Genomic DNA, 25181 nt, shown 5'->3' on the forward strand with positions numbered 1-25181 from the left:
GAGAAGCCGGGAGGACCGATGGGACGCGACGTCCCGGCGCTGGTCTTCACCCGCGAGGACCGCCGCCGCTACCGGATCAAGATGCAGCAGTGCCTGGACGTCCTCGCGCAGATGCTGCGCGAGGACCGGTTCGAGTCCGAGCGGCCCCGGGTGGGGCTGGAGATCGAGCTGAATCTCGTCGACGGCGAGGCCGAGCCGGCGATGCGCAACAGCGAGGTGCTGGAGGCGATCGCGGACCCGGCCTGGTCCACCGAGCTGGGCCGGTTCAACCTGGAGATCAATGTGCCGCCCCGGCGTCTGACGGAGGGCGGACCCGATGCCTGGGAGTCCGAGATCCGCGCCGCGCTCAACCACGCCGAGGAACGCGCGACGACGGCCGACACCCATCTGATCATGGTCGGTATCCTTCCCACGCTGCGGCAGGAGGACGTCGGCGAGGGGGCCCTGTCGGAGAACGCCCGCTACCGGATGCTCAACGACCAGGTCTTCGCGGCGCGGGGCGAGGATCTGCGGATCGAGATGGACGGCGTGGACCGGCTGCGCACCTACGCCGACACGATCACTCCGGAAGCCGCGTGCACCAGCACCCAGTTCCACCTCCAGGTCTCCCCGGACGAATTCGCCCGGTACTGGAACGCGGCACAGGCCATCGCCGGGGTCCAGGTGGCGCTGGCGGCCAACTCGCCGTTCCTGTTCGGCAAGGAACTGTGGCACGAGACCCGGATCCCGCTGTTCGAGCAGGCCACCGACACCCGCCCGCAGGAGATCAAGGCGCAGGGGGTACGTCCGCGGGTGTGGTTCGGCGAGCGGTGGATCACCAGCGTCTTCGACCTGTTCGAGGAGAACCTGCGCTATTTCCCCGCGCTGCTCCCGCTGTGCGACGAGCAGGACCCCGCACAGACCCTGGACGAGGGCGACATTCCCGAGCTGGGCGAGCTGACCCTGCACAACGGCACCATCTACCGCTGGAACCGCCCGGTCTACGCGGTCGCCCACGACCAGCCCCACGTGCGGGTGGAGAACCGCTGTCTGCCGGCGGGGCCGACCGTCGCCGACACCCTCGCCAACGGCGCCTTCTACTACGGGCTCACCCGCGCCCTGGTCGAGGAGGAGCGGCCGGTGTGGTCGCGGATGTCCTTCCAGGCCGCCGAGGACAATCTGCACGCCGCCGCGCGCTTCGGCATCGACGCGCCCCTGTACTGGCCGGGCATGGGCGAGGTGCCGGTGCCCGAACTCGTCCTGCGGCGTCTGCTGCCGCTCGCGCACCGCGGGCTGGAGCAGTCGGGCATGGACGCGACGTGGCGGGAGCCGCTGCTCGGGGTCATCGAGCAGCGGTGCGTGACCGCCCGTAACGGGGCGGTCTGGCAGAAGGAGATGTTCCATCACATCAGCGCCGCCGATCACACGGACCGCCATGAGGCGCTGCGGCGCATGACCCGGCAGTACATCGACTACATGCATCTCAACGCCCCCGTCCACACCTGGCCGGTCGACTGATCAGCGCGTCCGTCGCTGACCGGCCGTCAGCGCGGTCGCCCGGGATCCGGTGCGGGACGGGGGCCGCCGGGTGGGCGGGGGTCCGGCTCGCGGGGCGGGTGCCGCGGGGTGACCATGGGGTACGGGACCAGGCCGGGGGGCAGGCGCTGGGAGGCACCCGTGGCGCACACGCCGACCACCGAGGTACTGATCGCAGGAGCGGGCCCGGTCGGGCTGAGTGCCGCCGCCGAGCTGCGGCGGCACGGGGTGCGCTGCCGGCTCGTCGACCGGCTGCCGGCGCGGCTGCCGTACGCGAAGGCGGTCGGCCTCCAGCCTCGCACCCTGGAGATCTGGGACCGGATGGGGCTCGCCCGTGCGGTGCTGGAGTGCGCCGCCGTGCTGCGCGGCCAGCTGGTCTACGTCAACGGGCGGGAGACGGCGCGTCTGGACCTGGTGCTGCCGCCCGAGGTGCCGTACGGCTTCGCCGCGTTGCCGCAGTACGAGACCGAGCGGCTGCTGGAGGACCACCTCGCCGGACTGGGCACGGTGATCGAGCGCGGCACCGAGCTGCTGTCGTTCACGCAGGACCCGGACGGGGTCACCGCCCGGCTGCGGACCGCCGCGGGTGCGCAGGAGGAGGTGCGTGCGGGGTATCTCGTCGGCTGCGACGGGGCGCACAGCGTGGTCCGCAAGGGGCTGGGGCTCGGTTTCGCGGGGGACGCCTTCGCCGAGGAGTACATGCTGGGTGACGTCGAGGCGGACTGGGATCTGCCGCACGGGTACGGCCTACGGTCCAGTCATCGCACCGCCGACGGTGTCACCGACGACGCGCTGGTGTGCATCCCGCTGCCCGGCGCCGGCCGTTACCGCATGTCGATGCTGGTCCCGCCGGAGCTGTCCACGCGGACGGCCGGCCGGGGGGCCGGGCCGGGCGGTGACGGTGTGGCGCACGGTCTGGAGGGCGGGCGCGCCCCGGAGCTGTCCCATCTGCAGGCCGTGGTCGACCGGCTCGCCCCGAAGCCGGCCCTCCTGTCCCGGCTGCGGTGGTCCTCGGTGTTCCGGATCAGTCATCGCATCGTGGACCGCTACGGCGACGGACGGGTCTTCGTCGCGGGCGACGCCGCCCACATCCACCCGCCGACCGGCGCCCAGGGCATGAACACGGGCATCCAGGACGCCTGGAACCTGGCCTGGAAGCTCGCCCTCGTGGTCCGCGGGGAGGCGGGGCCCGGGCTGCTGGAGACGTACGACGCGGAGCGCCGGCCGGTCGGTGAGGAGGTCGTCGGGCGGACCGTGCGGCACGCCCGGGGCGGCTTCGAGGCCGACCCCGACGACGCACGGACCCTCGTGCTGCGGGAGGCCCAGCTCCTGGTCGGCTACCGGCACGGCCCGCTCGCCGGGCGCCCGTCCGGGCCCGCGGACGCGCCCCAGCCGGGCGACCGGGCGCCGGACTGCACGGGGCTGACGCTCACCGCGGTGGCCTGCCCGCTGCGTCTGTTCGACGTGCTGCGCGGCCGCGCCGGGCACGTGGTGATCCTGTACGCGGCCCGCCTCGACGACCTCGCCGGGGCGGCCGGCGCCGTCGAGGCCGTCGTGGGGACACCGGCGGCCGGCGACCGGGGGCCGGGCGGTCCAGGGAGGTCCGCCCCGGGCCGGCCGGGTTCCCCCGCCCTGCCCGGCACGGCGATCGTCGCCGTCCTGGCCCGGGAGGCCGCCGCGGCCGCCCCCGACACCCTCGCCGTCCCCGCGTACCGCGACGCGGCCGGGGAGTTCGCCCGGCTCTACCGGCCCGACGGCCCGACCGGCTTCGTCGTCCGTCCGGACGGGTACCTCGGCGCGCGCTTCCCGCTCGCCGACGCCGCCGCCGCGCTGTCCGACCAGCTCGCCGCCCTCTCCGTGCGGACGGCGGTGCCCATGCGCTGAGCCGGCGCGGGTCCTCCCGCCCGGTGGTCGTGTCCCGGTCCCGACGCGAAACAATGTTGTGCAGTTTCTTGACGAGAGTAATCCCAGAGCCTAACTTCGCGGTGTCCTTCCCCCCGGTCAAGGGAGACCGCGATGTCCCCGTCCCCCGTCGCTGCACCGTCCACCTCCCGCGAGCAGGCCAGGCAACTGCGCAGGGTCGCCCTCTCCGGGCTGCTCGGCACCGCCGTGGAGTTCTACGACTTCCTCGTCTACGGCACGGTCGCCGCCCTCGTCTTCGGCGAACTGTTCTTCCCCGGCGCCGACCCGGCCGTCGGCACCATCGCCGCGTTCGGCACCTTCGCCGCCGGTTATGTCGCCCGCCCGCTCGGCGGCGTCCTCTTCGGGCACTTCGGCGACCGGCTCGGCCGCAAGTCGATGCTGCTGCTGACGATGGGCCTGATGGGCGGTGCCAGCTTCCTCATCGGCCTGCTGCCCACGTACGACACCATCGGCGTGTGGGCGCCGGTCCTGCTGATCACCCTGCGGGTCCTCCAGGGCATCGCCATCGGCGGTGAATGGGGCGGGGCCACGCTGATGGTCGTCGAGCACGCCGGGGAGCGGCGGCGCGGCCTGTGGTCGAGCTTCACGCAGATGGGAGCTCCGCTCGGCTCCCTCGTCTCCGCCGCCGTCGTCGCGTTCGTCGTCGCCCTTCCCCGGGACGAGTTCACGGCGTGGGGCTGGCGCGTGCCGTTCCTGCTGAGCGTGCTGCTGCTCGGCGTGGGCCTGTTCGTGCGGCTCCGGGTGGTGGAGAGTCCGCTCTTCGCCGAGGTGAAGAAGGAGCGCACCGAGGCGCGGCTGCCGATCCTCGACGTGCTGCGGCACCCGCGTCCCGTGCTGCTCGCCTGCTGCGTCGGCATCGGCGCCTTCACCGCCCAGTCGCTGCTGACCAGCTATCTGATCGCCTACGCCACGGGCATCGGCTACGCCCGGCCGCAGGTGCTGACGGCCCTCACGGTGTCCGCCGCCGTCGCCCTGGTCGTGCTGCCCTGTGTCTCCGCGCTGTCCGACCGGGTCGGCCGCCGCCCGGTCGTCCTGGCCGGCGCCCTCGCCTCCGCGGCGCTCGCCTTCCCCGTCCTCGCCCTGGTGGACTCGAAGTCGCCGGGCCTGCTGATCCTCGCGGTCGTCCTCGGCCACGGCATCGCCCAGTCCACGATGTACGGGCCGCTGGGCGCCCTGTTCAGCGAGATGTTCGGCACCCGGGTCCGCTACACGGGCGCCTCCCTCGGCTACCAGGGCGCCACCCTGATCGGCGCCGGCTTCTCCCCCATGATCGCCGGCAGCCTGGTCGCCGGCAGCCACAGCGGCACCCCCGTCGCCCTGCTGCTCTGCGGCGGCTCCCTCATCACCGCGCTGACCGTGTGCTTCGTGCGCGAGACCAGCCGGGCGTCCCTCGCCGACACCACGGAACGCCCCGCCGTCCCGCACACCCAGGAGGTCTCCGCGTGACGCCCACGCCAGGCGCCCGCACCGGCGGCCACCGGCGGGCAATGGTCACCGCCTCCCTCAACTCCCGTCCGGTGACCGCCGGTTGCCCCACACCCGTCCGCTCCCGCCGGCACCGCCCCGCTCTCCGCCCGCGACCCCATCCCCTTGCCCGCCCCTCCGACGGCCCGTGACCTGGCACGACCGCCCGCCGCACCGCCGGCGGGCGGTCGTACGCTTGCTCCCGTGGCGGACGACGACTTCCTGGACTCCTCGGACGGCGACACCCCGGACGGCCCGCAGCCGCGCCCGCAGTCGCTCATGCTGGCCTTCTTCGGCAACCACGTGCTGGACGAGGGGGAGCTGTGCGTGTACTCGGGCAGCATCATCGACGTCCTCGGCCGGGTCGGGGTGGGTGAGCAGGCCGTCCGGTCCACGCTGACCCGGATGGTCAACCGGGGTCTGCTGCGGCGCCAGCGGGAGGGCCGCAGGATGTACTTCGGGCTGACACCGCAGGCGACGCGCATCCTCGACGGCGGCCGCACCCGGATCTGGACGCAGGGCGCCGTCAACGACGACTGGGACGGCTCCTGGACGCTGCTGGGCTTCTCCCTGCCCGACTCCTGGAAGCGCCAGCGCCACGACCTGCGCTCACGGCTGACCTGGTCCGGGTTCGGCGCGCTGTACAGCGGGCTGTGGATCGCCCCGGGGGACGTCGACGTCTCCGCCGTCGTCTCGGAGCTGGGGCTCGCCGACCACGTCAAGGTCTTCCACGCCCGGGCCGACCAGGCCACGGACATCGAGCTGATGATCCGTGACACCTGGGACCTGGAGAGCATCGCCGCCCGGTACGTCACCTTCGACAAGCGCTGGACCGCCCACCTGGGCGGCGGCTCCGGTGACGATCCGATCGGGACCCGGCTGCGGCTGGTCAGCGAGTGGCTGAGCACCATCCGCACCGACCCCCGGCTCCCCGTCCGGCACCTGCCTCCCGCCTGGCCGGCCCGCGCCGCCCAGGAGACGTTCCGGCAGGTCGCGCGGCAGACCGAGGCTCCGGCGCTGCGCATGGCCCGCGACCTGCTGGAGACCGCGCCCTTGCGATAGGGCCCGTCCGGCGGATCAGGCAGGACAGGCCCTGCGGCCACCGCACCGCTCGCCCTCCGGCGCCGGCCTCCGCGCCCCTCACTCCCGTGGCGGAAGGGCGTCCAGGCCGGTGTCGCGCAGGATGCGGTCGACGGTCTCGGTGAGGGTGCTGTCGGCTCCGATGACGGTCTCGACGCCACCGGGCAGCAGATCGAGCTCCCGGTACCAGTCGCGCAGATCGCTCTCGCCGACCTCGTGCGCGATCGGCTTGGTCCCGTGCCGGGCGAGGGTCTCCTCCCACGGCACGTGCAGGTAGTAGGCGTGGGTGGGGCCACGGTGGTCGCCGCGCAGCCGGGCCAGCATGTCGCCGTAGCGGTCGGCGTACAGGATGCCTTCGAGTACGACGTGGTAGCCGGCGTCGAGGGCGTAGCGGGCCACGGTGTCGATGAGGCCGATGTTCGCCGCGCCCGGCCGGTCCCGCTCCCTCAGGACGGTCCGGCGGAGGTTGTCCTGGCCGACCAGGGCCAGCCCGCGTCCGAACCGTTCGCGCAGACCGGCCGCGACCGAGGACTTCCCGGAGGCCGAGTTTCCGCGCAGTACGACGAGCCGGGTGTGTTCAGTACCCACCATCACCTCGGGCACACTACTGGCAGCCCGAGGAGGGCACCGGTGCTGTTCGAACCCACAGGAAACATGAACTGGTGTACGTAAACGGGTCGTTGGGACGTAAGTTGTGCGGTGACTGATCCACTCCTCGATGGGAAGACGGACGCTCCTCATGACCGACCACGTGACCACCCCCGGAGCGGCGGGGCACCAGAAGATCGACACATCCGTGCCGCACTCGGCCCGGATCTGGAACTACTGGCTGGGCGGGAAGGACAACTACCCCGTCGACGAGGAGGCCGGCGACGCGTACACGGCCGTGTTCCCCGGCATCGTGACCATCGCCCGCAGCAGCCGGGCCTTCCTGCGGCGCAACATCACCTACCTGGTGGCCGAGGCAGGCATCCGCCAGTTCCTGGACGTCGGGACCGGTCTGCCGACCGCCGACAACACCCACGAGGTCGCACAGCGGATCGCCCCCGAGACCCGGATCGTGTACGTCGACAACGACCCGATGGTGCTGGCGCACGCCCGTGCCCTGCTCTACTCCTCCCCGGAGGGCGCGACCGCCTACGTCGACGCCAATGTGCTCGACCCGGACCGGATCCTGGCGGCCGCCGCGGAGACCCTGGACCTCAGCCGGCCCACCGCCCTCATCCTCAGCAACATCCTGGGCCACATCGGCGACTACGACCAGGCGCGCTCCGTCGTGGACCGGCTGATGGGCGCCCTGCCGTCCGGCAGCTACCTGTCCGTCAACGACGGTTCGCTGGGGGTCGACCCCGTCTTCGAGCAGGCCCAGGAGGCCTACAACGCGAGCGGAGCCGTCCCCTACAACCTCCGTACCGTCGAGCAGATCACGTCCTTCTTCGACGGGCTTGAGCTGCTCGAGCCGGGCGTGGTGTCGGTCTCCCATTGGCGCCCGGACGCCTCCTCCCCCGCCCCCGTGGTCATCGCGGAACACGGCGGTCTCGCCCGCAAGCCGTAGCGGGAACCCGGTGCGCCGGTCCCCGTGAGGGGGCGGGAACCGGCGCAGCGGCCGCTACTCCCCGGTGCCGAGGTAGTCGGCGACCGTTGCGGCGAACTCGTCCGGGGTGGCGAGGCGGATGCCGAGGGCCTCGGCCTTGGTCCGCTTGGAGCCGGCGCCCTCTCCGGCGACGACCAGCGCGGTCTTCTTGGAGACGCTGGAGGAGGCGCGGCCGCCCGCGCGTTCGATGAGCTCGTTCATCTGGTTGCGGCTGAGCTTCTCCAGGGGCCCCGTCATAGCGCCCGTGACCACCACCGCCATCCCGGCGAGCGGACCGGCGGCGGGCTCGGGAGCCGTGCCGTCGGCACCGGCCGCGGTGTCCTCGGCGGGCGGCGGTGTGGCACCCGGCTCGGTCATGTTGACGCCGGCCGCGACGAGTTTGTCGATGAGCGGGGCCAGGTCGGCGAGTTCGGCGACGATGGACGGCGCCTTCTCGGTGCCGATGCCCTCGACCCGCTGGACCGCATCGGCGTCGGCCGCGCGCAGGGCGTCCATCGTCGCGAAGTGCCGGGCTATGCGGCGGGACATGGAGCGGCCGGTGCCGCGGACGCCGAGCGCGCACAGGACGCGCGACAGGGGTCGGCCCTTGGCTCTGGTGAGTGCGGCGAGCAGGTTGTCGGTGCTGGTCTCCCCCATCCGCTCCAGGCCGAGGAGCTGGTCGCGGGTGAGGGTGAACAGGTCGGCGAGATCGGCGACCAGACCGGCCTCGACGAGCTGGACCACTCGGGTGTGGCCGAGGCCTTCGATGTCGAGCTGGTCGCGGCCCGCGGCGTAGGACAGGGAGGCGACGAGGTGGCAGTTGCGGCCGTTCTCGCAGCGCCAGCGCTGCTCGCTGGTGTCGATGCCGGAGCCGCACCGGGGGCAGGACCCGGGGAAGGCGATGGGCTGTTCGTCGCCGGTGCGCAGATGGGCGACGGGGGCTTCGATGCGGGGGATGACGTCGCCGGCCCGGTGGACCATGACGTGATCGCCCAGGCGCAGGTCACGGCGGGTGATGTCGGCCGGGTTGTGGAGGGTGGCGTAGGTGATGGTGGAGCCGTCGATCTCGACCGGTTCGAGGACGCCGCGCGGGGCGATGATGCCGGTCCGGCCGACGTTCCACTCGACCGCGATCAGCCGGGTGATCTTCTCCACGGCCGGCAGCTTGTAGGCGATCGCCCAGCGCGGGGCGCGTGAGCCCGAGCCGGCGGCCCGCTGGTCGGCGGCCAGGTCGGCCTTGACGACGATCCCGTCGATGCCGAACGGCAGCCGGGCGCGCAGGGCGGCGATCTCCTGGACGCGGGCCAGCACCTCCTCGGCGGTCCCGGCCGTGGTGCCGGGCACGTCGGTGGTGGCGGTGGTGTTCACGCCGTAGGCGCCGGCGAGCGTCATCAGATCGCTGTGCGCGCCGTCCGCGAGGGTTTCGGCCAGGGCGGGTTCGGTGGCGGGCAGGGGAAGCAGTCCGTAGCCGAAGAACGTCATGGGGACCGTGTAGGCGCGGTCCTTGGCGCGCAGGGTGCCCGCGGCGGCGTTGCGGGGGTTCGCGAACGGCTGTCCGCCGTGTGCGGTGCGCACCTCGTTGGCGTGCTCGAACTGGGCGGTGGTCATGAGGACTTCGCCGCGCACCTCCACCGTGACCGGTTCGGTCAGCAGGTCCGGGAGGCCCGCTATGGTGCCCGTCGCGTGCGAGACGTCCTCCCCTGCCGTCCCGTCGCCCCGCGTGATCAGCCGGGTCAGCCGGCCCTCGGTGTAGCGGGCGGCGATCGCGAGACCGTCGAGTTTCGGCTCCACGCTGTAGCGGGTGACGTCGTGTCCGACGCGCCTGGCCAGTGAGGCGGTCCACGCGGTGAACTCCTGCGGCGAGAACACGTTGTCCAGGCTCAGCATCGCCACCGTGTGGGGTACGTCCCCCTCCGCGGCGCCGCCGGCGACCTTCCCGGTCGGCGACGCGGGCAGCACGTCCTCGGGGTGGGCGGTCTCCCACTCGGCGATGGAGCGCACCAGGCGGTCGTAGGCGTCGTCGTCCAGCACCGACGTACCGCCCGCGTAGTAGGCGGCGGCCGCCCGCACCGCGTCCTCGACCGCCTGCGCGTAGGCCACGGCGTCCACAATCACTGCACCAGGTGTCGTCATGTGCCTCATCCTGCCTGCCACCACTGACAATGCCCTTGCGAGCGGGGAGGGGCACCGGGCGACCGGCTGGGACCACGAGGGGCACGGGCGCGTCCGAGCGGGGTCCGCCCGGCGTCCGGGACGAGCATCCCGCGGAGGGGCCGGACCCGCCGGAGGTGGCGCGCGCCCCGGCCACCGTCACGGCCCGGCGCGCGCGGCCGCCCGGGCGCTGCCGGTTCGGGCCGAACGGCCAGGACCCTCAGGCCACGCGGCGCAGCCGGGCCCGGACCGGGCGCACGGGCACGGGCGTGAGCCGCGAGGCCGCGGTCGGGACACGCACCGGCCGGACCCGGTACACCGTCCTGGAGGGGTCGGTGACGGGGTCGCCCAAAGCTATCCGGCCCGTCTCCTTCAACTGGTCGCACACGGCGGTGGGCAGGGCCACGTAGCAGCCGCCCCTGCCGGTGACCGAGTCCAGCGGCCGCCAATAGCTGTACCGGCGGCGCCCGTTCGCGTGCACGGTGACGTACACGGCGTGGCGTGCGTCGCAGATGATCCGCAGGACGTCGGCTTCGACGTGGGTCAGCGAGGCGTTGCGGGGTGGCTGGTCGGCGGCGAGCGGCATCGGCGGTGACCTCTTTCAGGGACGACGGCACATGACCGCCTACCCCGTGCGGGCGTAGTTGATCTCTATGCGGCACATTCTTCAACAGACCACTGACATTCCCCCAAGGGTTTCCGCTCAGCCGGTCGTGTCGTCGGGCCGGCACGCCGGGTAGAAGGGGGCCAGGCCGGTGTGCGGGAGGGCTTCCGGGCTGCCGTGGTCCGTGTCCTCCACCGTGAACTCTCCGGTGTCGGGACCGAGACCGCGGGCGGACTCGCCGAGACGGGCCTCGGTCGCGTAGGTGCCGTCACCTGTGTAGGTGTACGCCGCCAGGTCGGGGTGGCGGTCGTGGTCGTAGTCGGCGACGGCGATGTTCCGGGTAAGCCCCAGGTCGAGCCGGACGATCTTCTGGCCCCGGCCGGTGTTGGAGAACGGGCCGAGCCTCAGTTCGGCGAGCCTGGGCGGAACGGGATCGTCCCCGGCCGGGTTCCGGCCCGCGACGACGACCAGGTCGCTCCACCCGTCACGGTCGAAGTCGGCCACGGCGACCCGTACGTAGTTCTGGTGCTCCCCGGCGTGGTCGGCCAGGGCGCGGGGCCCGGCCGCGTTCTCGTGGGCGGAGCCGGCGGCGAAGGTGACGGTCAGGTCGACGCCCTGGCCCGTCGGGTCGGCGACCCGGTCCGCACGGCCGTCGTCGTCGAAGTCGGCGATCAGTTCGCCGTCCGCCGTCACACAGGCCCTGACGGCGGACGGCCCGTCCGGAGGCGGGGGCGGTGAGCCCAGCTCCTCCTCGCAGCCGGCGCAGAGCAGGAGGCCGAGCCCGAGGAGGACAGCGGCGTTCCGGCGCCGTCTCGCGCTCTCGGTCAGGGGCGGCAGGCCGTGTGCCACGGAGATCATGGCGTGCCACTATCGCACAGGCTTTCGCCGCCGATCGGGTGCCTTTGCCGGCCGCTGCAACCGCGACGGCCGAAAACGTGTCTCAGGAGCCGTGGCCCGACGCTCCTGGGGGTCACGCGGGCGCGGGCGCGCCGAGGCAAGGGGGGATGGCGATGAGCACATGGGCCGTACCGGGGTACTCCGAGTCGCTCGAACTCGGTTCCGGGGCCAGTGGGCGGGTGGTGCTCGCCGTGCACGAGCCGACCGGTCTGCCGGTGGCGGTGAAGTACCTCAGTGAGTCGCTCAGGACACGACCGGGTTTCGTCCGCGGTTTCCGCGCCGAGGCGGAGCTGCTGGGTGGTCTGGACAGCCCGTACGTGGCGGGCTTCTACGAGTACGTGGAGGCGACGGAGGGCGCCGCCATCGTGATGGAACTGGTGGACGGCGTGTCCCTGCGGACGCTGCTCGCCCGGCAGGGCCCCCTGTCGCCGGAGTCGGCGCTGGCCGTGCTGAAGGGTTCGCTGCTCGGTCTGGCCGACGCGCACCGGGCCGGTGTGGTCCATCGCGACTACAAGCCGGCGAACGTCCTGGTCACGCCGGACGGCGTGTCCAAGCTCGTCGACTTCGGCATCGCGGTGGACGCCGGTCTCAGCGCGGGCGTGGCGGGCACGCCGGCCTACATGGCCCCGGAGCAGTGGACCGGTGCGCCCGCCTCTCCCACCGGGGACGTGTACGCGGCCACCGCCACGTTCTTCGAGTGTCTGACGGGCCGTAAGCCCTACCCGGGCGACAACATGGCCCAGTTGGCGCTGCAGCACGCCGAGGAGCCCGTCCCGGTCGGGGAGGTGCCCGAGGCCGTGCGCGCGCTGGTCCGGCGGGGGCTGGCCAAGACGGCGGCGGAGCGTCCCTCGGACGCGGCGGCCTTCGTGGCGGACCTGGAGCGGGCCGCCCTGGCGCACTACGGAGAGGACTGGGAGGAGCGCGGCCGGGGCCGGCTGGCCGCCGCCGTGGCGCCGCTGCTCTTCCTGCTCCCCTCCGGGCGCACGGCGTCCGGGGCCACCACCGACGAGGCGCGGACCGTGCTCGGCCGGAGCGCCACCCCCGGACGGCTGCACGCGTGGCGGCCCACCTGGCCGGGTGTGGCCGTGGCGACCGCCGCCGTGCTGGCCGCGCTCCTGCTGGGCCAGGGCGTCGGGCAGGGGGCGGGAGCCCAGTCCCGGCAGGAGACGCAGGCCCTGGCCACCACCAGTCCCACATCGCCGGGCGGCGCCGGCCCGCTGCCGTCGGCCTCGGCGTCGCCCACCCCGTCGGAGAGCACCGGCTCCCCGTCGCCCAGCACCTCGCCCTCCGGTTCCCCGGGCGGCGAGCCCGGTTCGTCGCCGCCGGTCACCACCGACCCGGCGACCTCACCGGGTGCCTCGCCGAGCGACTCCACCCCACCGGCCTCGCCCAGTGCGTCGACGAGCGCGTCGGAGTCCCCTGCCGTCCCCACCGCCGTCAAGGACGTCACGGTGTCCGGCTTCCGGCAGACGGGCCCCGGCACGGCCACCACCACGGTCACGGTCACCACGGACGGCACGGGTCCCGTGTCCGTCACCCTCGCCTGGTTCACCGGGGACACCGCCGGGCAGGCCGGGGCCGCGGACGGGGCGCCGCTCTCGTACCGGCGCGACGGCGCCACGCAGTACACGCTGACCGTCGACCACACCTTCCAGGGGACGGGCTGTTACTGGACCGTGCAGGCCTCCACCAGCCCCGCCGCCGCGGACGGCGGCGCTTCCCAGCAGCTCCTCACCCGGCGGTGCGACATCCGATGACCACCCCTCACGACCACCGGCCCGCGCCCGGCGAGACGGCCGACCCTGGGCCCCTGGAGAGAACCAGGGTCGAGGACCAGGACGACTACAGCGCCACGGTGCTGGGCAGTCACTGGATCCAGCGCCCCGACGACGACACGACGGTGGTGAGTCCCTGCGGCGACCGGGCCACGACGTCCCTGGGCCCCCAAGGCGACCAGGCCGCGACGGTGGTGGGCCCGCCCGGCGGCCCGGCCACGACGGTGGTGAGCCCGCGCACCGGCGACGGCACGACGCCGGCGCGTCCCGGCGACCGCCCTCCGGCCCACGGTCCCGGCGACGGGACGGTCCTGCGCTTCGGCCCGGGCGTCACCGCCGCGCGGGGCCTCACCGCGGCCCTCCCGTCCGGGGCCCACACCGTGCCGCACGTCCCCGCCGTGCCCGCGCCCGCCGGTCACCGCCGCCTGCGCCGGCACGCGCTGCCGGCCTTCGTGCTGATCGCCGCGCTCGTGTTCCTGCTGTGGCGAGACACCGCGCCCGGCCTCTCGGTGCGCGAGGTCACGGTGGCGGCCGTCCAGGACAGCACCGGCTGCGACGGCACCGCGGACGTCGTCGGTGTGGTCCGCACCGACGGCCGCGCGGGTGAGCTGTCCTACCGCTGGGTCCGCAACGACGGCACCGCCTCCGACGTCCTGCACGCGACGGTGGCCGAGGGCCGACGGGTGGTGCGGCTGCATCTGCTGTGGACCTTCCAGGGGCAGGGCAGTTACGCCGCCGCGGCGGAGCTGCGCGTGCTGTCCCCGGGCGGTGGGACGGCGAGGACCGCGTTCACGTACGACTGCTCCTGAACTGCCCGATGCGCGGGAGGGCTCAGCGCGCACGCCCTGCGGCGTTCCCGCGCGCCTCGCGAGCCCATCGCGCGACGACCGGTACGCAGCTCTCGGCGAAGTGCTCGTAGTCCTCGGGGGTGTTGTAGACGTGGGCGGACAGCCTGAGGTAGCCGAGACCGCCGAAACTGGTGAACGCGGCCTCCACTCCCAGTTCGGCGGGGGCGCGGTCGCGCAGCGCGTCGGCGGCGATCCGGCTCGTGCCCAGACCGTCGGGCAGCCGGACCAGCCGCATGCCGGGGACGGGCATGCCGACGTCGACGGGGTCCGCAGGGGTTCCGGCGCGGGCGAAGGCGGCCGCGACGACGCGGGCGCCGTACTCCGCCAGTTCGTCCATGTGGCGGCGGGCCGTGTCCCAGCCCCAGGTGTCGTCGATGAACCGGAGCGCCGTGGGCGCGGCCAGGACACCGGTGGCGTCGAGGGTGCCCTGATGGTCGAAGCGGTCGGGGAAGGGCTCGGCGGCTCCCCAGGAGTCGATCAGGGGGTGGAGTTCCTCCCGCAGGGGCCCGCGGGCGACCAGCACGGCCGAACCGCGCGGGGCGCAGCCCCACTTGTGCAGGTTGCCGATCCAGGCGTCGCACTCCAGGCCGGTCAGGGGCTCGGCGAGGAGACCGGGGGCGTGCGCGCCGTCGACGAGCAGGGTGATCCCGCGCCGTGCCGCCTCGGCGCCGACGCGCTCGACGGGCATCAGGCGGGCCGTGGCCGAGGTGATCTGGTCCAGGACGATGAGGGCGACCTCGTCGTCCACCTCCGCCAGCACGGCCTCGTAGGCCTGTTCGGCGTCGGCCGTCAGCGGTACCCGGGCCGTGCGCACGCGGCTGCCCCAGCGGCGGGCGAGCCGCTCGGCTCCCATGGTGACGGCGCCGTAGCCGTGGTCGGTGACGACGATGTCCCCGCCGGGCCGTGCGGCCAGCGCGGCGTGGACGACGCTGGCGCCGGCGCCGGCGTTGGGGACGAGAGCGAGGTCCTTCGCGTCGGTCCGCAGCCGGCCGGCGATGTCGGCACGCGCCGCCGCGAGGCGCTCGGGCAGCGTCGCGAACCAGACGACCGGGGCGCGTTCCATCTCCGCGCGCAGCGCGTTCTGCCGTTCCTGTGCCGCCTTCGGGACCGCGCCGAACGACCCGTGGTTGAGGTGGCGCAGGCCGGGGTCGAGGGTCCAGCCCGCCATCGCGGGCCGGCCGTCGGGCAGGGTCAGCGGACGGGGCACGGTGACGACGTCGCCCTCGCTCATGGTGATCCTTCTTCGGGCGGGGACGGCGTCAGGAGAAGAACGACCTCTGTGCGGGAAGGCCGGGGGTGAGGGCGGGGCCGCCGGTCATGACGCGGTCCAGGTCGCGCTTGATGCGTTCGGCCTCGCCGCGCACCTGGGCGGGCACGTCACCGCGTTCGGTGACGAGGCGGTGGTAGATCGGCGTGTCGTCGAAGACGGAGAACACGGGAGAGGCTCTGCTTTCGTGGACGGTCGGGCGGGCCCGACACGGCGGAACGAACTTCGGACACGGCACCGACCCGGCGGGCGGATCCACGCTGCCGTGACGTCGCCTGACGGCCCCGTAGCGAGAAGGGTGTCGGCGACATCATCGCATTGTCCCCGCTTCGCCCCGTGCTCATGACCATGGATGACCGCCCACGACCATTCGGAGGGGTGCATTCCGGAACCTGGTGCACCGTCAGTGTGACCATGCGCTAAGCTGAAGCCACAGCTGAAGGGCGGAATCACCGCTCCTCGGTGGCGCGTTGGTGGTCCAAGGAAAGACGCCCCGCTTCCTGCGGGGAAATGCAGGTGCAAGGCCTGCCCGGCGCTCGGATGCGGACCCCGTACCCCTTCTGGCGGTGCGGGGTCCGCGTGTTTCCCGTTCTCATGCCTCCGGTTCGGGCGCACCCCCGTCGGCATCCTCCTCGGCCTCCTCGTCGACCGCCTCCAGGACCGCGGGCGGCCGCAGCACCACGAGGCGCTGCACCTCGTACGACATCTCGGTGGTCCTGGGGGTCGGCGGCGGGTGGTAACGGCCCGCGCACACCGACAGGTTGACGATGAGATAGGCGTGCCAGCCGCGCCCCACCCCCTGCCGGTCGGCGAACACCTGCTTGCCGTTCACCCACCAGACCACGGACCGTCTGCCGAACTCGACCCGCAGATCGATCCAGGCGCCCGGGCGGATCGCCGGGTCGCGGTGGTAGAAGCCTCCGCCGCGGACGTGGTTGCTCAGCTCCAGCAGGTCGGGGTTGTCGGGGTGGTACTCGAAGACGTCGATCTCCTGATCGCCGTCCCGCCAGGTCCAGATGGCCGGCCAGGCCCCGATCTCGTACGGCAGTCTCACCCGCGCCTCGAGCACGTCCCCCGTCCGGACGGTGAAGGCCTCCTCACTCCCCTCCGTGGTGAGCAGACCCGTGTTCCACCGCCCGTCCGGCCGACGGGTCGCCCGGAAGGTGCCCGAGCGGCTGTAGGCGGGATCGGACACCAGGTAGTCCAGTTTGTTGTCGCCGGGATTGATCGGTCCGCCGTTCGGATACGCCCACGAACGCCCGGCCACCCACTGACGGGTGGAGGTGAAGTCCGCCGTGAAGACGGGCTCGGGTCCGCGCAGGGCCGCCTCCGCAGGCGGCGGGCTGTCGGGTGCGGGATTCTCCATGGGCGGATGCTGCTCCGCACCGGACCCGGACATGCGGGTGCGGGCGGATTCCGCCCCCAGGACAACCCGTGTGAGTGAAACGCGCCCGGCGAGGCGCGTCTCTGGGCCCGCCGCACGTCAGGCGATGCCTCCGTTGGCGAACAGGACCTGCCCGTTGACCCAGCGTCCCGGGCCGGCGAGGAACGCCACCGTCTCGGCGATGTCGTCCGGGGTGCCCAGCCGCTCCAGCGGGGGCTGGGCGGCGAGACGGGCGATCGTCTCCCCGTCCTTGCCCTCGAGGAAGAGCGGGGTCGCGGTGGGCCCGGGGGCCACGGTGTTCACCGTGATGTCGCGGCCGCGCAGCTCGCGGGCCAGTACGGGCGTCAGGGCCTCGACGGCCCCCTTGCTCGCCGCGTAGGCGGCGTACCCGGGGAAGGACAGGCGGGTCACCGAGGTGGAGAAGGTGACGACGGCGCCGCCGGCGCGGACCCGCCGCGCCGCCTGCTGGGCCACCACGAAGGTGCCGCGCACATTGGTACGCGTCAGCCGGTCGAAGGCGTCCAGGCCGTAGTCGGCGACCGGACCGAGGACCATGACGCCCGCGGTGTGCACCACGACGTCGATCCCGCCGAAGGCCCGCTCCACCGCGTCGAACGCCGCGGCCGTCGCGCCTTCGTCGGCCACGTCACCGGCCACCGCGACCGCCCTGCCGCCGCCGGCCTCTATCGCGGCCACGGTCTCGTCCGCCGCCGCCTTGTTGCCCGCGTAGTGGACGCCGACGGCCATGCCCTCGGCGGCGAGCCTCTGGGCGACGGCCCGGCCGATGCCGCCGGAGGCACCGGTGACGAGGGCGACCCGCACGGTGCCGATGGTCTCCGCGACCTGTGCGATCTCGGACATGATCTGCCTCCGCTGAGTGAGGAACGAGGTTCTTTATGAACGGCACGTCCATATAAACACGTTGTGGACGCCGCGTCCATATGTCAGGGTGGACCGGTCGGACGGAACTCGGGAGGTCGGCGCATGCCGGAGGGAACGGATCGCGGAGGCGCCGGGCGGGTGCGGCGGGGCCGTGGGCGGCGTCCGGCGGACGAGGTGCGCGCCGACGTCCTCGAGGCGGCCGGCGCCCTGCTGCTCGACCAGGGCATGGGCGCGTTCACCATCGAAGCGGTCGCCGACCGGGCGGGCGTCAGCAAGACCACGATCTACAAGTGGTGGCCGTCGAAGGGCGCGCTCGCGCTGGACGGCTACTTCCACGCCGTGGAGTCCGCGCTGGCCTTCCCCGACAGCGGCGACCTGGAGGCCGACCTGACGGCGCAGCTCCGGGCGTTCGTGCGCGTGCTCACCGGAACCCCGGCCGGGAGGGTGATCGCCGAGCTGATCGGCCAGGCACAGACCGACCCCGACCTGGCCGCCGCCCTGCTGGAGCGCTACTCCGGCCCGCGCCGGGAGCTGGCGGTCCTGCGGATGCGGCAGGCACAGCAGCGGGGGGAGCTGCGCGCCGACGTCGATCCCGAGATCCTCGTGGACCAGCTCTGGGGCGCCTGCTACCACCGGCTGCTGCTGCCCAACCTCCCCGTGACCGAGGAGTTCGCGACGGGCCTGGTCGGCAATCTGATGCGGGGCGTCCGCACCTGATCACGACGGCGGCCGGGGGCGGCCGCGCGGCGGGCGGCTCAGCCGCAGGCTCCGGCGCTCGCCGGCCGTCATCGCGCCCCACACCCCGTCGGTCTCGTTGTGCCGGACCGCCCAGGCCCCGCAGGCCCTCATCACCGGGCAGCGGCGGCAGACGGCCCGCGCCTGCTCGATCTGCCGCCGCGACAGGCCGTCCTCACCGATCGGGAAGAAGAGTTCGGGGTCCTCGGAACGGCAGGCCGCGGCTTCACGCCAGTTCATGGAAGGGAAGGACGTCATCGGTACCTCCGGCGATCACTTCGCCGACTTCGGCGGGGCAGCCCGGCTCAGCGACGCACGTCGCATCCCCGGACCCGGCAGAGGTAGAAAGAAATATAGGCACTTTCAACCGTTTCGGCCATCGCTGAGTCGCGCGGACCGGGGCGCGGGCGACGAACGGGCGCGCACCGCGGCCGCGTGACGCCCAGGCCGGCCCAGAGGAGGTCACCGCACCCATGAGACGCACCGAAGCCGAGGGCCGCGGCCCCAGGGAGCGGCTGGGGCAGGGCCTCTTCCTGCGCGTCGCCGGGCCGGACGGCCCCCGCCTCCGGGCTCGCATCCACGGCACTCCCGGCCCGCGCTGGTTCGGGCCGGAGCGCCCGGTCCGGCGGGTGCACGGGGATGCCTCCATGTTCATCGGCGGGCTGTCCGCGCTGCTGCTCCAGTCGCTGCACCCCCTCGCCATGGCGGCCGTGGCCGCCCACTCCGGCTACCGGGGCGACCCCTGGGGCCGGCTCCAGCGCACGAGCACCTTCCTCGCCACGACGACGTACGGCACCGCGGAGCACGCCGAGCAGGCGTGCGCCCGGGTGCGGGCGGTGCACGCGCGGGTGCGGGGTCTGACCGAGCGCGGTGAGCCGTACCTCGCCTCGGATCCGCATCTGCTCGGGTGGGTGCACGTCGCCGAGACCGACAGCTTCCTTCGCGCGCATCAGCGCTACGGAGCGTGTCCGCTGTCGGACGACGAGTGCGACGGCTATGTCCAGGACATGGCGCGCGTCGCCGTCGAGCTGGGCATCCCCGATCCGCCCCGCAGCAGGGCCGAGCTCACCGAGCGGCTGGCCGCCTACCGTCCGGAGCTGGAGGTCACCACGCAGGCGCGGGAGGCCGCCCGCTTCCTGCTGCTGCACCCGCCCGTGCCGCTCGTCGCCCGGCTGCCCTACGGGGTGCTCGCGGCCAACGCCGTGGCGCTGCTGCCCCGTTGGGCCACCGAAGAGCTGCGGCTGCCCAGGCTGCCGGTGGTCGAGGAGGTGTGCCTGCTGCCGCTCGGCCGCGCCACCACCGCGACGATCCGGTGGGCGATGGCGCCGGCCCGGCACCGGGTGACGACCGCCACCGGCTGACGCCGGGACCGGGGCGGCGGATTCGCCTCGCCTCCCTCCACCTCCCGCCAGAACGCGCGAAGGGCAACTCCGTCACGCCTATGGCCCTCGTGGCCTACCCGGCGGTATACAAACTCCGGCGAACAGTACGGCGGCCGTAGGCGGCGCCGGCGCCGGCCCGGGTGGGCTCGGGGGGAGGAGCGCGATGGAGCGCGGAATACGCGGGGGAGCATCAGCCGGACGGCGCCGCAGAGGCGCCGCACTCGTGGCCGCACTGGGGGGTTGCGCCCTCGTCGCCGCCGCGCCCGTGCCCGCGGCGGCACACGGCCAGGGCGGAGGGAAGGCGAAGGAGTACGTGGCGCTCGGGGACTCCTACACCTCCGGCCCCCTCATCCCCCGGCAGGTGGACGCCGATTGCGCACGCTCCGACCACAACTACCCCTCGATCGTGGCCGCACGGCTCGGCGCGACCCCCTTCAAGGACGTCAGCTGCTCCGGGGCGACGACCGAGAACATGTGGAAGGCGCAGGGGACCAACGGCCCCCAGCTGGACGCCGTACGCCGGAACACCGATCTGGTGACCGTGCAGATCGGCGGCAACGACATCGGCTTCGGCTCCATCATCGCCACCTGCGCCCAGCTGTCCGCTCAGGACCCGGCCGGCAACCCGTGCCAGCGGTACTACGGCGCCTCCGGAGTCGACGGGTTGAGCGTCGCGATCGCCCGGACCGCGCCCAAGGTCGCCCAGGTGCTGCGGGACGTCCACCGGCGGGCGCCGCACGCGCGTGTGCTCGTCGTCGGCTATCCGGACCTGCTGCCCGACGACGGCAGCGGCTGCGCGCCCTCGGTGCCGTTCGCGGCCGGGGACTTCCCCTACCTCCGGGACACCGGCAAGCGCCTCAACCACATGCTGCGCCTGGTGGCGCGCTGGAACCGCGCGGAGTACGTCGACACCTACGGTCCCACCATCGGCCACGACATGTGCAAGCCCGAGGCGGACCGCTGGGTCGAGCCGTTGCGGCCCACCTCCCCGGCGGCTCCGGCCCACCCCAACGCCAAGGGCGAGGCCGCCATGGCCGAGGCCGTGCTGGACCGCCTGGACCAGCGACGCCACGGCCACTGACCCGCACCCCCTCCGACGGCGGCCACCACTCGCCGACGGAGTCCGGCGCGGTGGCTCCCGGGCCTTGGGGGTCAGACTCCCGGCGGTCCCGTCCCGCCCTTGAGGCGCTCCAGGTCCGAGGGCCGTACCTGGATCACCACGATGGCGATCAGGGCGGCGACGACGGTGAAGATCGCCGCCATGACGAAGGCGGCCGAGACGCCGGAGGTGAGGACCTCGTCGGACCAGGGCGGGGGGAGTTCACCGGTGCGCTGGAAGCGCAGGCGTTCGGCGGGGGTGGCCTGGGCGAGGAAGGCGGGCACCTGCTGGTCCGCCTCGTTGCGGCTGGCCGTGCCGAACATGGTGACCAGGATGGACAGACCGAGTGAACCGCCCACCTGCTGGGTGGCGTTGAGCAGTCCGGAGGCGGCGCCGGTCTCGGGCGTGGGGACGTTGGACAGCGCCATGAGCGTGAGCGACACGAACTCCATGCCCATGCCCAGGCTGAAGACCAGCATCGGGCCGAGGATGCTGCCCGCGTAGGTGGAGTGGACGTCGGTGAGGGTCAGCCAGGCCAGGCCCGCCGCCGCGAGGATCGCGCCCACCACCATGAAGGGCTTCGGCCCGTACGTCGGCAGGAACCGGGAGGCGAGCCCGGCGCCCACCGCGATCAACGCGCTGACCGGGAGGAACGCCAGCCCGGCGGCCAGCGGGCTGAAGTCGAGCACGTTCTGGACGAAGAGCGTGAGGAAGAAGAACATGCCGAAGATCGCGGCGGCGAGGCACAGCATGATGCCGTAGGTGCCCGCCCGGTTGCGGTCGGCGAACATGTGCAGAGGTGTGATCGGCTGCTTGGACCGCCGTTCGACCAGCACGAACACGGTCAGGACGACGACGGCCGCGCCGAACGAGGCCAGCGTGAGGGCGTCCCGCCAGCCTTCCTGGGCGGCGCGGATGAAGCCGTACACCAGCAGCACCATGCCGACGGTCGAGGTCAGCGCGCCCGTGATGTCGAAGCGGCCGGGATGGCGCTCGGACTCCTTGATGTAGCGGGGTGTGGCCAGCGCGATGAGCAGCCCGATGGGGACGTTGACGAAGAGCACCCACCGCCAGTTCAGCCACTCGACGAGGATGCCGCCGGCGAGCAGGCCGATCGCGCCGCCGCCCGCCGAGACCGCGGCGAACACGCCGAAGGCGCGGTTGCGTTCGGGTCCCTCGCGGAACGTGGTGCTGATCAGGGCGAGGGAGGTCGGGGAGGCGATGGCCCCGCCGACGCCCTGCAGGGCGCGCGCGGACAGGAGTTGGCCCTCGTTCTGGGCGAGACCGCCGAGCAGCGAGGCGAGCACGAACAGCAGGACGCCCACGACGAACACGCGCCGTCTGCCGAGGATGTCACCGGCCCGGCCGCCGAGCAGCAGCAGCCCGCCGAAGGTGAGCGTGTAGGCGTTGACGACCCACGACAGGCTGGTGGTGGAGAAGTCCAGCGAGCGCTGGATGTCGGGCAGCGCGATGTTCACGATGGTGATGTCCAGGACCACCATCAACTGGCAGGACGCGATGACCAGCAGCGCCATCGCGTTTCCGCCGCCGCCCTGTCGCCGGGCGGAGGTCTGCGTCGCGGGGGTGGGCTGCGGAGCTCTGCTCATGACGTGTGCCGCCCGCTCGCAGGCGGGCCCGTTGGAGGCGCGGGGGACGGAAGGGGTCCACCGCCGTGTCCACCGCCCCACCGTACGCCCGGGGCGTAGCCGTCACCACTCGATCACCGGCCTGCCATGACGGCGGTGCCGAGCCAGGACTCCCCCGCGGTCCTGGCCCGGCACCGGGCCCCGCGGAGGTCTCGTCCGCGGTGATCACCAGGATGCGGCAGAGACCGCCGGTGTGTCGTTGGCGTACGGTCCACTGCTCGTTGGCACCGCGTCCACATCCGGCGCGCCGCCGTCCGCATCCGGCGCTTCACCGCGCGAGCACGGCCCGTACGGGCTGTCGAGCGTGGGGGTTCGAGCACCCGCAGTCATATTACTGAACCGTAACCTACCGGGCAGTACCCGCGGTAACCGTCCGGTCGGTACCGTCCTGACAGTTCGTCTAAGAACGGTACGGGGCAGCGGTCGGGACGACCGGGGCTCCGTGCCGTCCCCCACCCGAGCCGCAGAGGAAGGCTCGGGCCTCCCTTCTCCCCCGGAGGTCCGCCATGCCCGCCCCCACCAGACTGCTGGCCACGGCCGTGACCGTGGCGGCCTGCCTCGGCACGACGGCCGTCCCGGCCACCGCCGCCACCGACACGGACGCCGTGGTCTCCCGCGGTGTCACCATCCCGGCGTTCTACAACCCGCCCGCCACGCTCCCGGCTGCGGACGGCACGCTGGTACGCACCGAGCCCCTCCCCCTCGCACTGAGCCTGCCGGGCGTCGACGGCCCGCTCCCCGGCACGGCGACCCGCCTGATGTACAAGTCCACGGACTCCGCCGGGCAGCCCGTCGCGGTGACCGGCGCCTACATCGAACCCGCGGCCGCGTGGAAGGGCAGCGGGGCGCGTCCGCTGGTCGTGGTCGCCCCGGGCACCATGGGACAGGGCGACCAGTGCGCCGCCTCCCTCGGACTGGAGCATCCGCTCACCGTCAACTGGCAGACCCTGTCGGTCGGTTACGAGGACCTGGCGATCTACCGCCTGCTCGCGCGGGGCATCGCCGTCGTGGTCACCGACTACGCCGGGCTGGGCGCGACGGACCGGCTGCACACGTACGTCAACCGGGTCGACGAGGCGCACGCCGTCCTGGACGCCGTCCGCGCGGCCCGTTCCCTCCCCGGCACGTCGCTCACGGCCGGCTCCCGGGTCGCGCTGTACGGCTACAGCCAGGGCGGCGGGGCCACGGCGGCGGCCGCCGAACTCCAGCCCTCCTACGCCCCCGACGTCGCCCTCGCCGGGACCTACACCGGGGCGCCGCCCGCGGACCTGGCCGCCGTCACCGCGGCCATCGACGGCAGCGACCTGGCCGGAGCGCTGGCCTGGTCGGTCAACGGGTTCGTGCAGTCCGACCCGGAACTGAAGCCGATCGCGGACGCGCACCTGAACGCGGCCGGCAAGGCGGCCCTGAAGGACCTGTCGACCATGTGCGTGGGCGACGCGCTGCTGGCCTACAACTCGGCGCGCAGCACCTCCTGGACCACCGACGGGAGCTCCATCAGCGACATCGTCCGGTCGGAGCCGGCCCTCTCGGCGTTCCTGGCCGAGCAGCGCATCGGCACCGTCAAGCCGGCGTCACCGGTGCGCCTGGCGACGGGTACCGCCGACGATCTCGTACCGCACGCGCAGGCGCGCGCGCTCGCCGTCGCCTGGTGCGCGAAGGGCGCCGACGTCACGTACAAGCCGGTGGTGCTGCCCAGCCTGGGCCGGTCGCTGATCAACCACTTCACTCCCCTGCTCACCGACCAGGGTGACGCGATCGCGTGGCTGACCGACCGGCTCGACGGCAGGCCGGCGACGTCCAACTGCTCGACGCTGCCGCTGAAGCCCTGACCCGGGCCGTCGCGTCGGGAACCCACGGCGCGGACGGCCGGTGCGCCCTTCCGGGGAACCGGCCGTCCGCGTTCTCTCGCGGCCCTAGGCTGGGTCCCGTGACCGAGGTCGAGGTGGTGGAGTTGCTGGTGTCGTCCGCGCACCGCCTGGCGGGGCGTCCCTCGGACGGGCCGGCGGACGGGCCCGCGGACGAACTCGTGCGGCAGGTGGAGGTCCGCAGCGGCCTCGGACTGGTCGGCGACCGCTACTTCGGCCGTCCGGCCCACCGCGACGCGGCGGTGACGCTGATGGCCGCCGAGAACCTGCCGGTGCACCTCAACGCCTCCGTCGGTCTGACGCACACCCGGCGCAACATCCTGCTGCGGGGCGTCGACATCGACTCCTTCGTCGGTTCGACGATCGTGCTGGACAGCGGCGCGGGACCGGTGATGTTCGCCGTGAACCGTCCGGCACGGCCCTGTGCCTGGATGGACGTGACGGTCGCGCCGGGAGCGCAGCGCGCGCTGCGCGGCAAGGGCGGTGTGCGGTGCACGCCGCTGTCCGACGGTGTGCTGGCCGTCGGGCGGGCCGCGTTCGACGTGCGGGAGGCGTGACCCCGGCTCCGGTCAGAGGGCGAGGCGCGCGACGATCCGTTTGCCGACCGGCTCGCGTACGGCATCGAGCCGTTGAGCCACGGCCCGGACGATCTCCAGGCCGTGCTGGCCCACCCGGGTCGGGTCGGGCGGGCGGGGCACGGGAAGAGCCGGGTCGGTGTCCCACACCGCGATCTCGACCGTGTCGTCGACGATGCGCAGGTGCAGCAGGACCGGACCGGGCGCGTGTCTGAGCGCGTTGGTGACCAGCTCGCTGACCACGAGCTGGGAGAGGTCCACCACCCTGGCCGGCACCGGAAGGCCGTGCCCACGACGCACGCGGGTGAGGAACTCGCCCGCCAGATGCCGCGCGCGGGCGATACAGCCGTCCTTGCCGTCCAGGGCCACCGTCGTCTCGAACGGGATGCCACCGGCCCCGGTGGCACCCTCGCCGGACGGACCGGAATCCCGCCGGACCGCCTTCGCTGCCCCGTCCATATCCGCGCGACTACCCACGAACCCGTCACCTAAGCCCCAGGAGCACCACCCGCG

The 25181-nt window shown here is 73.4% G+C and carries 23 protein-coding genes; 12 read left to right on the top strand and 11 right to left on the bottom strand.

All coding sequences use genetic code 11. From position 1 onward, the window contains the following. Positions 1 to 18: 18 nt before the first annotated feature. The 4 genes from ACFY2L_RS27370 to ACFY2L_RS27385 all read left to right on the top strand — a co-directional run bounded on the left by ACFY2L_RS27370 (position 19) and on the right by ACFY2L_RS27385 (position 5964). On the top strand, positions 19 to 1497 hold the full coding sequence (locus ACFY2L_RS27370) for a glutamate-cysteine ligase family protein (protein WP_390823700.1): 1479 nt from the start codon (positions 19 to 21) through the stop codon (positions 1495 to 1497). A gap of 159 nt (positions 1498 to 1656) precedes the next feature. After that, on the top strand, positions 1657 to 3399 hold the full coding sequence (locus ACFY2L_RS27375; protein ID WP_390661538.1) for an FAD-dependent monooxygenase: 1743 nt from the start codon (positions 1657 to 1659) through the stop codon (positions 3397 to 3399). Between the two features lie 132 nt (positions 3400 to 3531). After that, positions 3532 to 4884, top strand: coding sequence for an MFS transporter (locus ACFY2L_RS27380; protein ID WP_390823701.1), 1353 nt, complete (start codon positions 3532 to 3534; stop codon positions 4882 to 4884). A gap of 222 nt (positions 4885 to 5106) precedes the next feature. Continuing rightward, the gene (locus ACFY2L_RS27385) at positions 5107 to 5964 is read left to right on the top strand and encodes a PaaX family transcriptional regulator C-terminal domain-containing protein (protein WP_390661536.1); all 858 of its coding nucleotides are present in this window, start codon (positions 5107 to 5109) and stop codon (positions 5962 to 5964) included. Positions 5965 to 6042: 78 nt separating this feature from the next. Here ACFY2L_RS27385 and ACFY2L_RS27390 read toward each other — a convergent pair whose 3' ends face one another. After that, positions 6043 to 6573, bottom strand: a complete 531-nt coding sequence (locus ACFY2L_RS27390; RefSeq protein ID WP_390823702.1) for an AAA family ATPase — start codon at positions 6571 to 6573, stop codon at positions 6043 to 6045. 148 nt (positions 6574 to 6721) lie between these two features. Here ACFY2L_RS27390 and ACFY2L_RS27395 point away from each other — a divergent pair, with 148 nt between their 5' ends. After that, positions 6722 to 7537 (top strand): SAM-dependent methyltransferase, encoded by an 816-nt coding sequence (locus tag ACFY2L_RS27395; protein ID WP_390661534.1) that lies wholly within the window; start codon positions 6722 to 6724, stop codon positions 7535 to 7537. A 54-nt stretch (positions 7538 to 7591) separates the two neighbouring features. Here ACFY2L_RS27395 and ligA read toward each other — a convergent pair whose 3' ends face one another. From ligA to ACFY2L_RS27410, 3 genes are all read right to left on the bottom strand, one after another. Further along, positions 7592 to 9688 carry an NAD-dependent DNA ligase LigA gene (gene ligA, locus ACFY2L_RS27400; RefSeq protein ID WP_390823703.1) on the bottom strand — a complete coding sequence of 699 codons (2097 nt, stop codon included), beginning with the start codon at positions 9686 to 9688 and terminating at the stop codon, positions 7592 to 7594. Between the two features lie 238 nt (positions 9689 to 9926). Next, positions 9927 to 10292, bottom strand: coding sequence for a hypothetical protein (locus tag ACFY2L_RS27405; RefSeq protein ID WP_390661532.1), 366 nt, complete (start codon positions 10290 to 10292; stop codon positions 9927 to 9929). A gap of 117 nt (positions 10293 to 10409) precedes the next feature. Then, positions 10410 to 11168 (bottom strand): FG-GAP repeat domain-containing protein, encoded by a 759-nt coding sequence (locus tag ACFY2L_RS27410; protein ID WP_390823704.1) that lies wholly within the window; start codon positions 11166 to 11168, stop codon positions 10410 to 10412. A gap of 152 nt (positions 11169 to 11320) precedes the next feature. Here ACFY2L_RS27410 and ACFY2L_RS27415 point away from each other — a divergent pair, with 152 nt between their 5' ends. Next, positions 11321 to 12964, top strand: coding sequence for a serine/threonine-protein kinase (locus tag ACFY2L_RS27415; RefSeq protein ID WP_390823705.1), 1644 nt, complete (start codon positions 11321 to 11323; stop codon positions 12962 to 12964). After that, positions 12961 to 13791 (top strand): hypothetical protein, encoded by an 831-nt coding sequence (locus ACFY2L_RS27420; protein WP_390823706.1) that lies wholly within the window; start codon positions 12961 to 12963, stop codon positions 13789 to 13791. Before ACFY2L_RS27415 ends, ACFY2L_RS27420 begins: the two co-directional genes overlap by 4 nt. A 22-nt stretch (positions 13792 to 13813) precedes the next feature. On the opposite strand, the gene ACFY2L_RS27425 is transcribed toward ACFY2L_RS27420, so the two are convergent. The 4 genes from ACFY2L_RS27425 to ACFY2L_RS27440 all read right to left on the bottom strand — a co-directional run bounded on the left by ACFY2L_RS27425 (position 13814) and on the right by ACFY2L_RS27440 (position 17342). After that, positions 13814 to 15061, bottom strand: coding sequence for an aminotransferase class V-fold PLP-dependent enzyme (locus ACFY2L_RS27425; protein ID WP_390823707.1), 1248 nt, complete (start codon positions 15059 to 15061; stop codon positions 13814 to 13816). Between the two features lie 28 nt (positions 15062 to 15089). Then, positions 15090 to 15266, bottom strand: coding sequence for a hypothetical protein (locus ACFY2L_RS27430; RefSeq protein WP_390661527.1), 177 nt, complete (start codon positions 15264 to 15266; stop codon positions 15090 to 15092). Between the two features lie 423 nt (positions 15267 to 15689). Beyond that, a complete protein-coding gene (locus ACFY2L_RS27435; protein WP_390823708.1) occupies positions 15690 to 16463 on the bottom strand; it encodes a beta-glucanase in 774 nt (257 codons plus the stop codon). A 117-nt stretch (positions 16464 to 16580) separates the two neighbouring features. Next, complete coding sequence (locus tag ACFY2L_RS27440) at positions 16581 to 17342, bottom strand: SDR family oxidoreductase (RefSeq protein WP_390823709.1); 762 nt, start codon at positions 17340 to 17342, stop codon at positions 16581 to 16583. Positions 17343 to 17465: 123 nt separating this feature from the next. Between ACFY2L_RS27440 and ACFY2L_RS27445 the strand changes: the two genes are divergently transcribed. Then, positions 17466 to 18080: a TetR/AcrR family transcriptional regulator gene (locus ACFY2L_RS27445; RefSeq protein ID WP_390823710.1), complete on the top strand. Its 615-nt coding sequence runs from the start codon at positions 17466 to 17468 to the stop codon at positions 18078 to 18080. Here the strand turns inward: ACFY2L_RS27445 and ACFY2L_RS27450 are convergent, their stop codons facing one another. Then, complete coding sequence (locus ACFY2L_RS27450; protein ID WP_390661523.1) at positions 18081 to 18338, bottom strand: WhiB family transcriptional regulator; 258 nt, start codon at positions 18336 to 18338, stop codon at positions 18081 to 18083. Between the two features lie 233 nt (positions 18339 to 18571). Between ACFY2L_RS27450 and ACFY2L_RS27455 the strand changes: the two genes are divergently transcribed. Continuing rightward, a complete protein-coding gene (locus tag ACFY2L_RS27455; RefSeq protein WP_390661522.1) occupies positions 18572 to 19459 on the top strand; it encodes an oxygenase MpaB family protein in 888 nt (295 codons plus the stop codon). A gap of 184 nt (positions 19460 to 19643) precedes the next feature. After that, the gene (locus tag ACFY2L_RS27460) at positions 19644 to 20561 is read left to right on the top strand and encodes an SGNH/GDSL hydrolase family protein (protein ID WP_390661520.1); all 918 of its coding nucleotides are present in this window, start codon (positions 19644 to 19646) and stop codon (positions 20559 to 20561) included. A 71-nt stretch (positions 20562 to 20632) separates the two neighbouring features. On the opposite strand, the gene ACFY2L_RS27465 is transcribed toward ACFY2L_RS27460, so the two are convergent. Continuing rightward, on the bottom strand, positions 20633 to 22114 hold the full coding sequence (locus ACFY2L_RS27465) for an MFS transporter (protein ID WP_390661637.1): 1482 nt from the start codon (positions 22112 to 22114) through the stop codon (positions 20633 to 20635). Positions 22115 to 22731: 617 nt separating this feature from the next. Between ACFY2L_RS27465 and ACFY2L_RS27470 the strand changes: the two genes are divergently transcribed. Together ACFY2L_RS27470 and ACFY2L_RS27475 are read left to right on the top strand one after the other, a co-directional pair. Further along, positions 22732 to 24057: a lipase family protein gene (locus tag ACFY2L_RS27470; RefSeq protein WP_390823711.1), complete on the top strand. Its 1326-nt coding sequence runs from the start codon at positions 22732 to 22734 to the stop codon at positions 24055 to 24057. A 98-nt stretch (positions 24058 to 24155) separates the two neighbouring features. Beyond that, a complete protein-coding gene (locus ACFY2L_RS27475) occupies positions 24156 to 24650 on the top strand; it encodes a molybdenum cofactor biosysynthesis protein (protein ID WP_390661518.1) in 495 nt (164 codons plus the stop codon). A gap of 12 nt (positions 24651 to 24662) precedes the next feature. On the opposite strand, the gene ACFY2L_RS27480 is transcribed toward ACFY2L_RS27475, so the two are convergent. Further along, positions 24663 to 25127 (bottom strand): ATP-binding protein, encoded by a 465-nt coding sequence (locus ACFY2L_RS27480; RefSeq protein WP_390661517.1) that lies wholly within the window; start codon positions 25125 to 25127, stop codon positions 24663 to 24665. Positions 25128 to 25181: the final 54 nt, after the last annotated feature.

The organism is Streptomyces sp. NPDC001381 (genome assembly GCF_042895685.1).
In the GTDB taxonomy this organism is placed as follows: Bacteria; Actinomycetota; Actinomycetes; order Streptomycetales; family Streptomycetaceae; genus Streptomyces.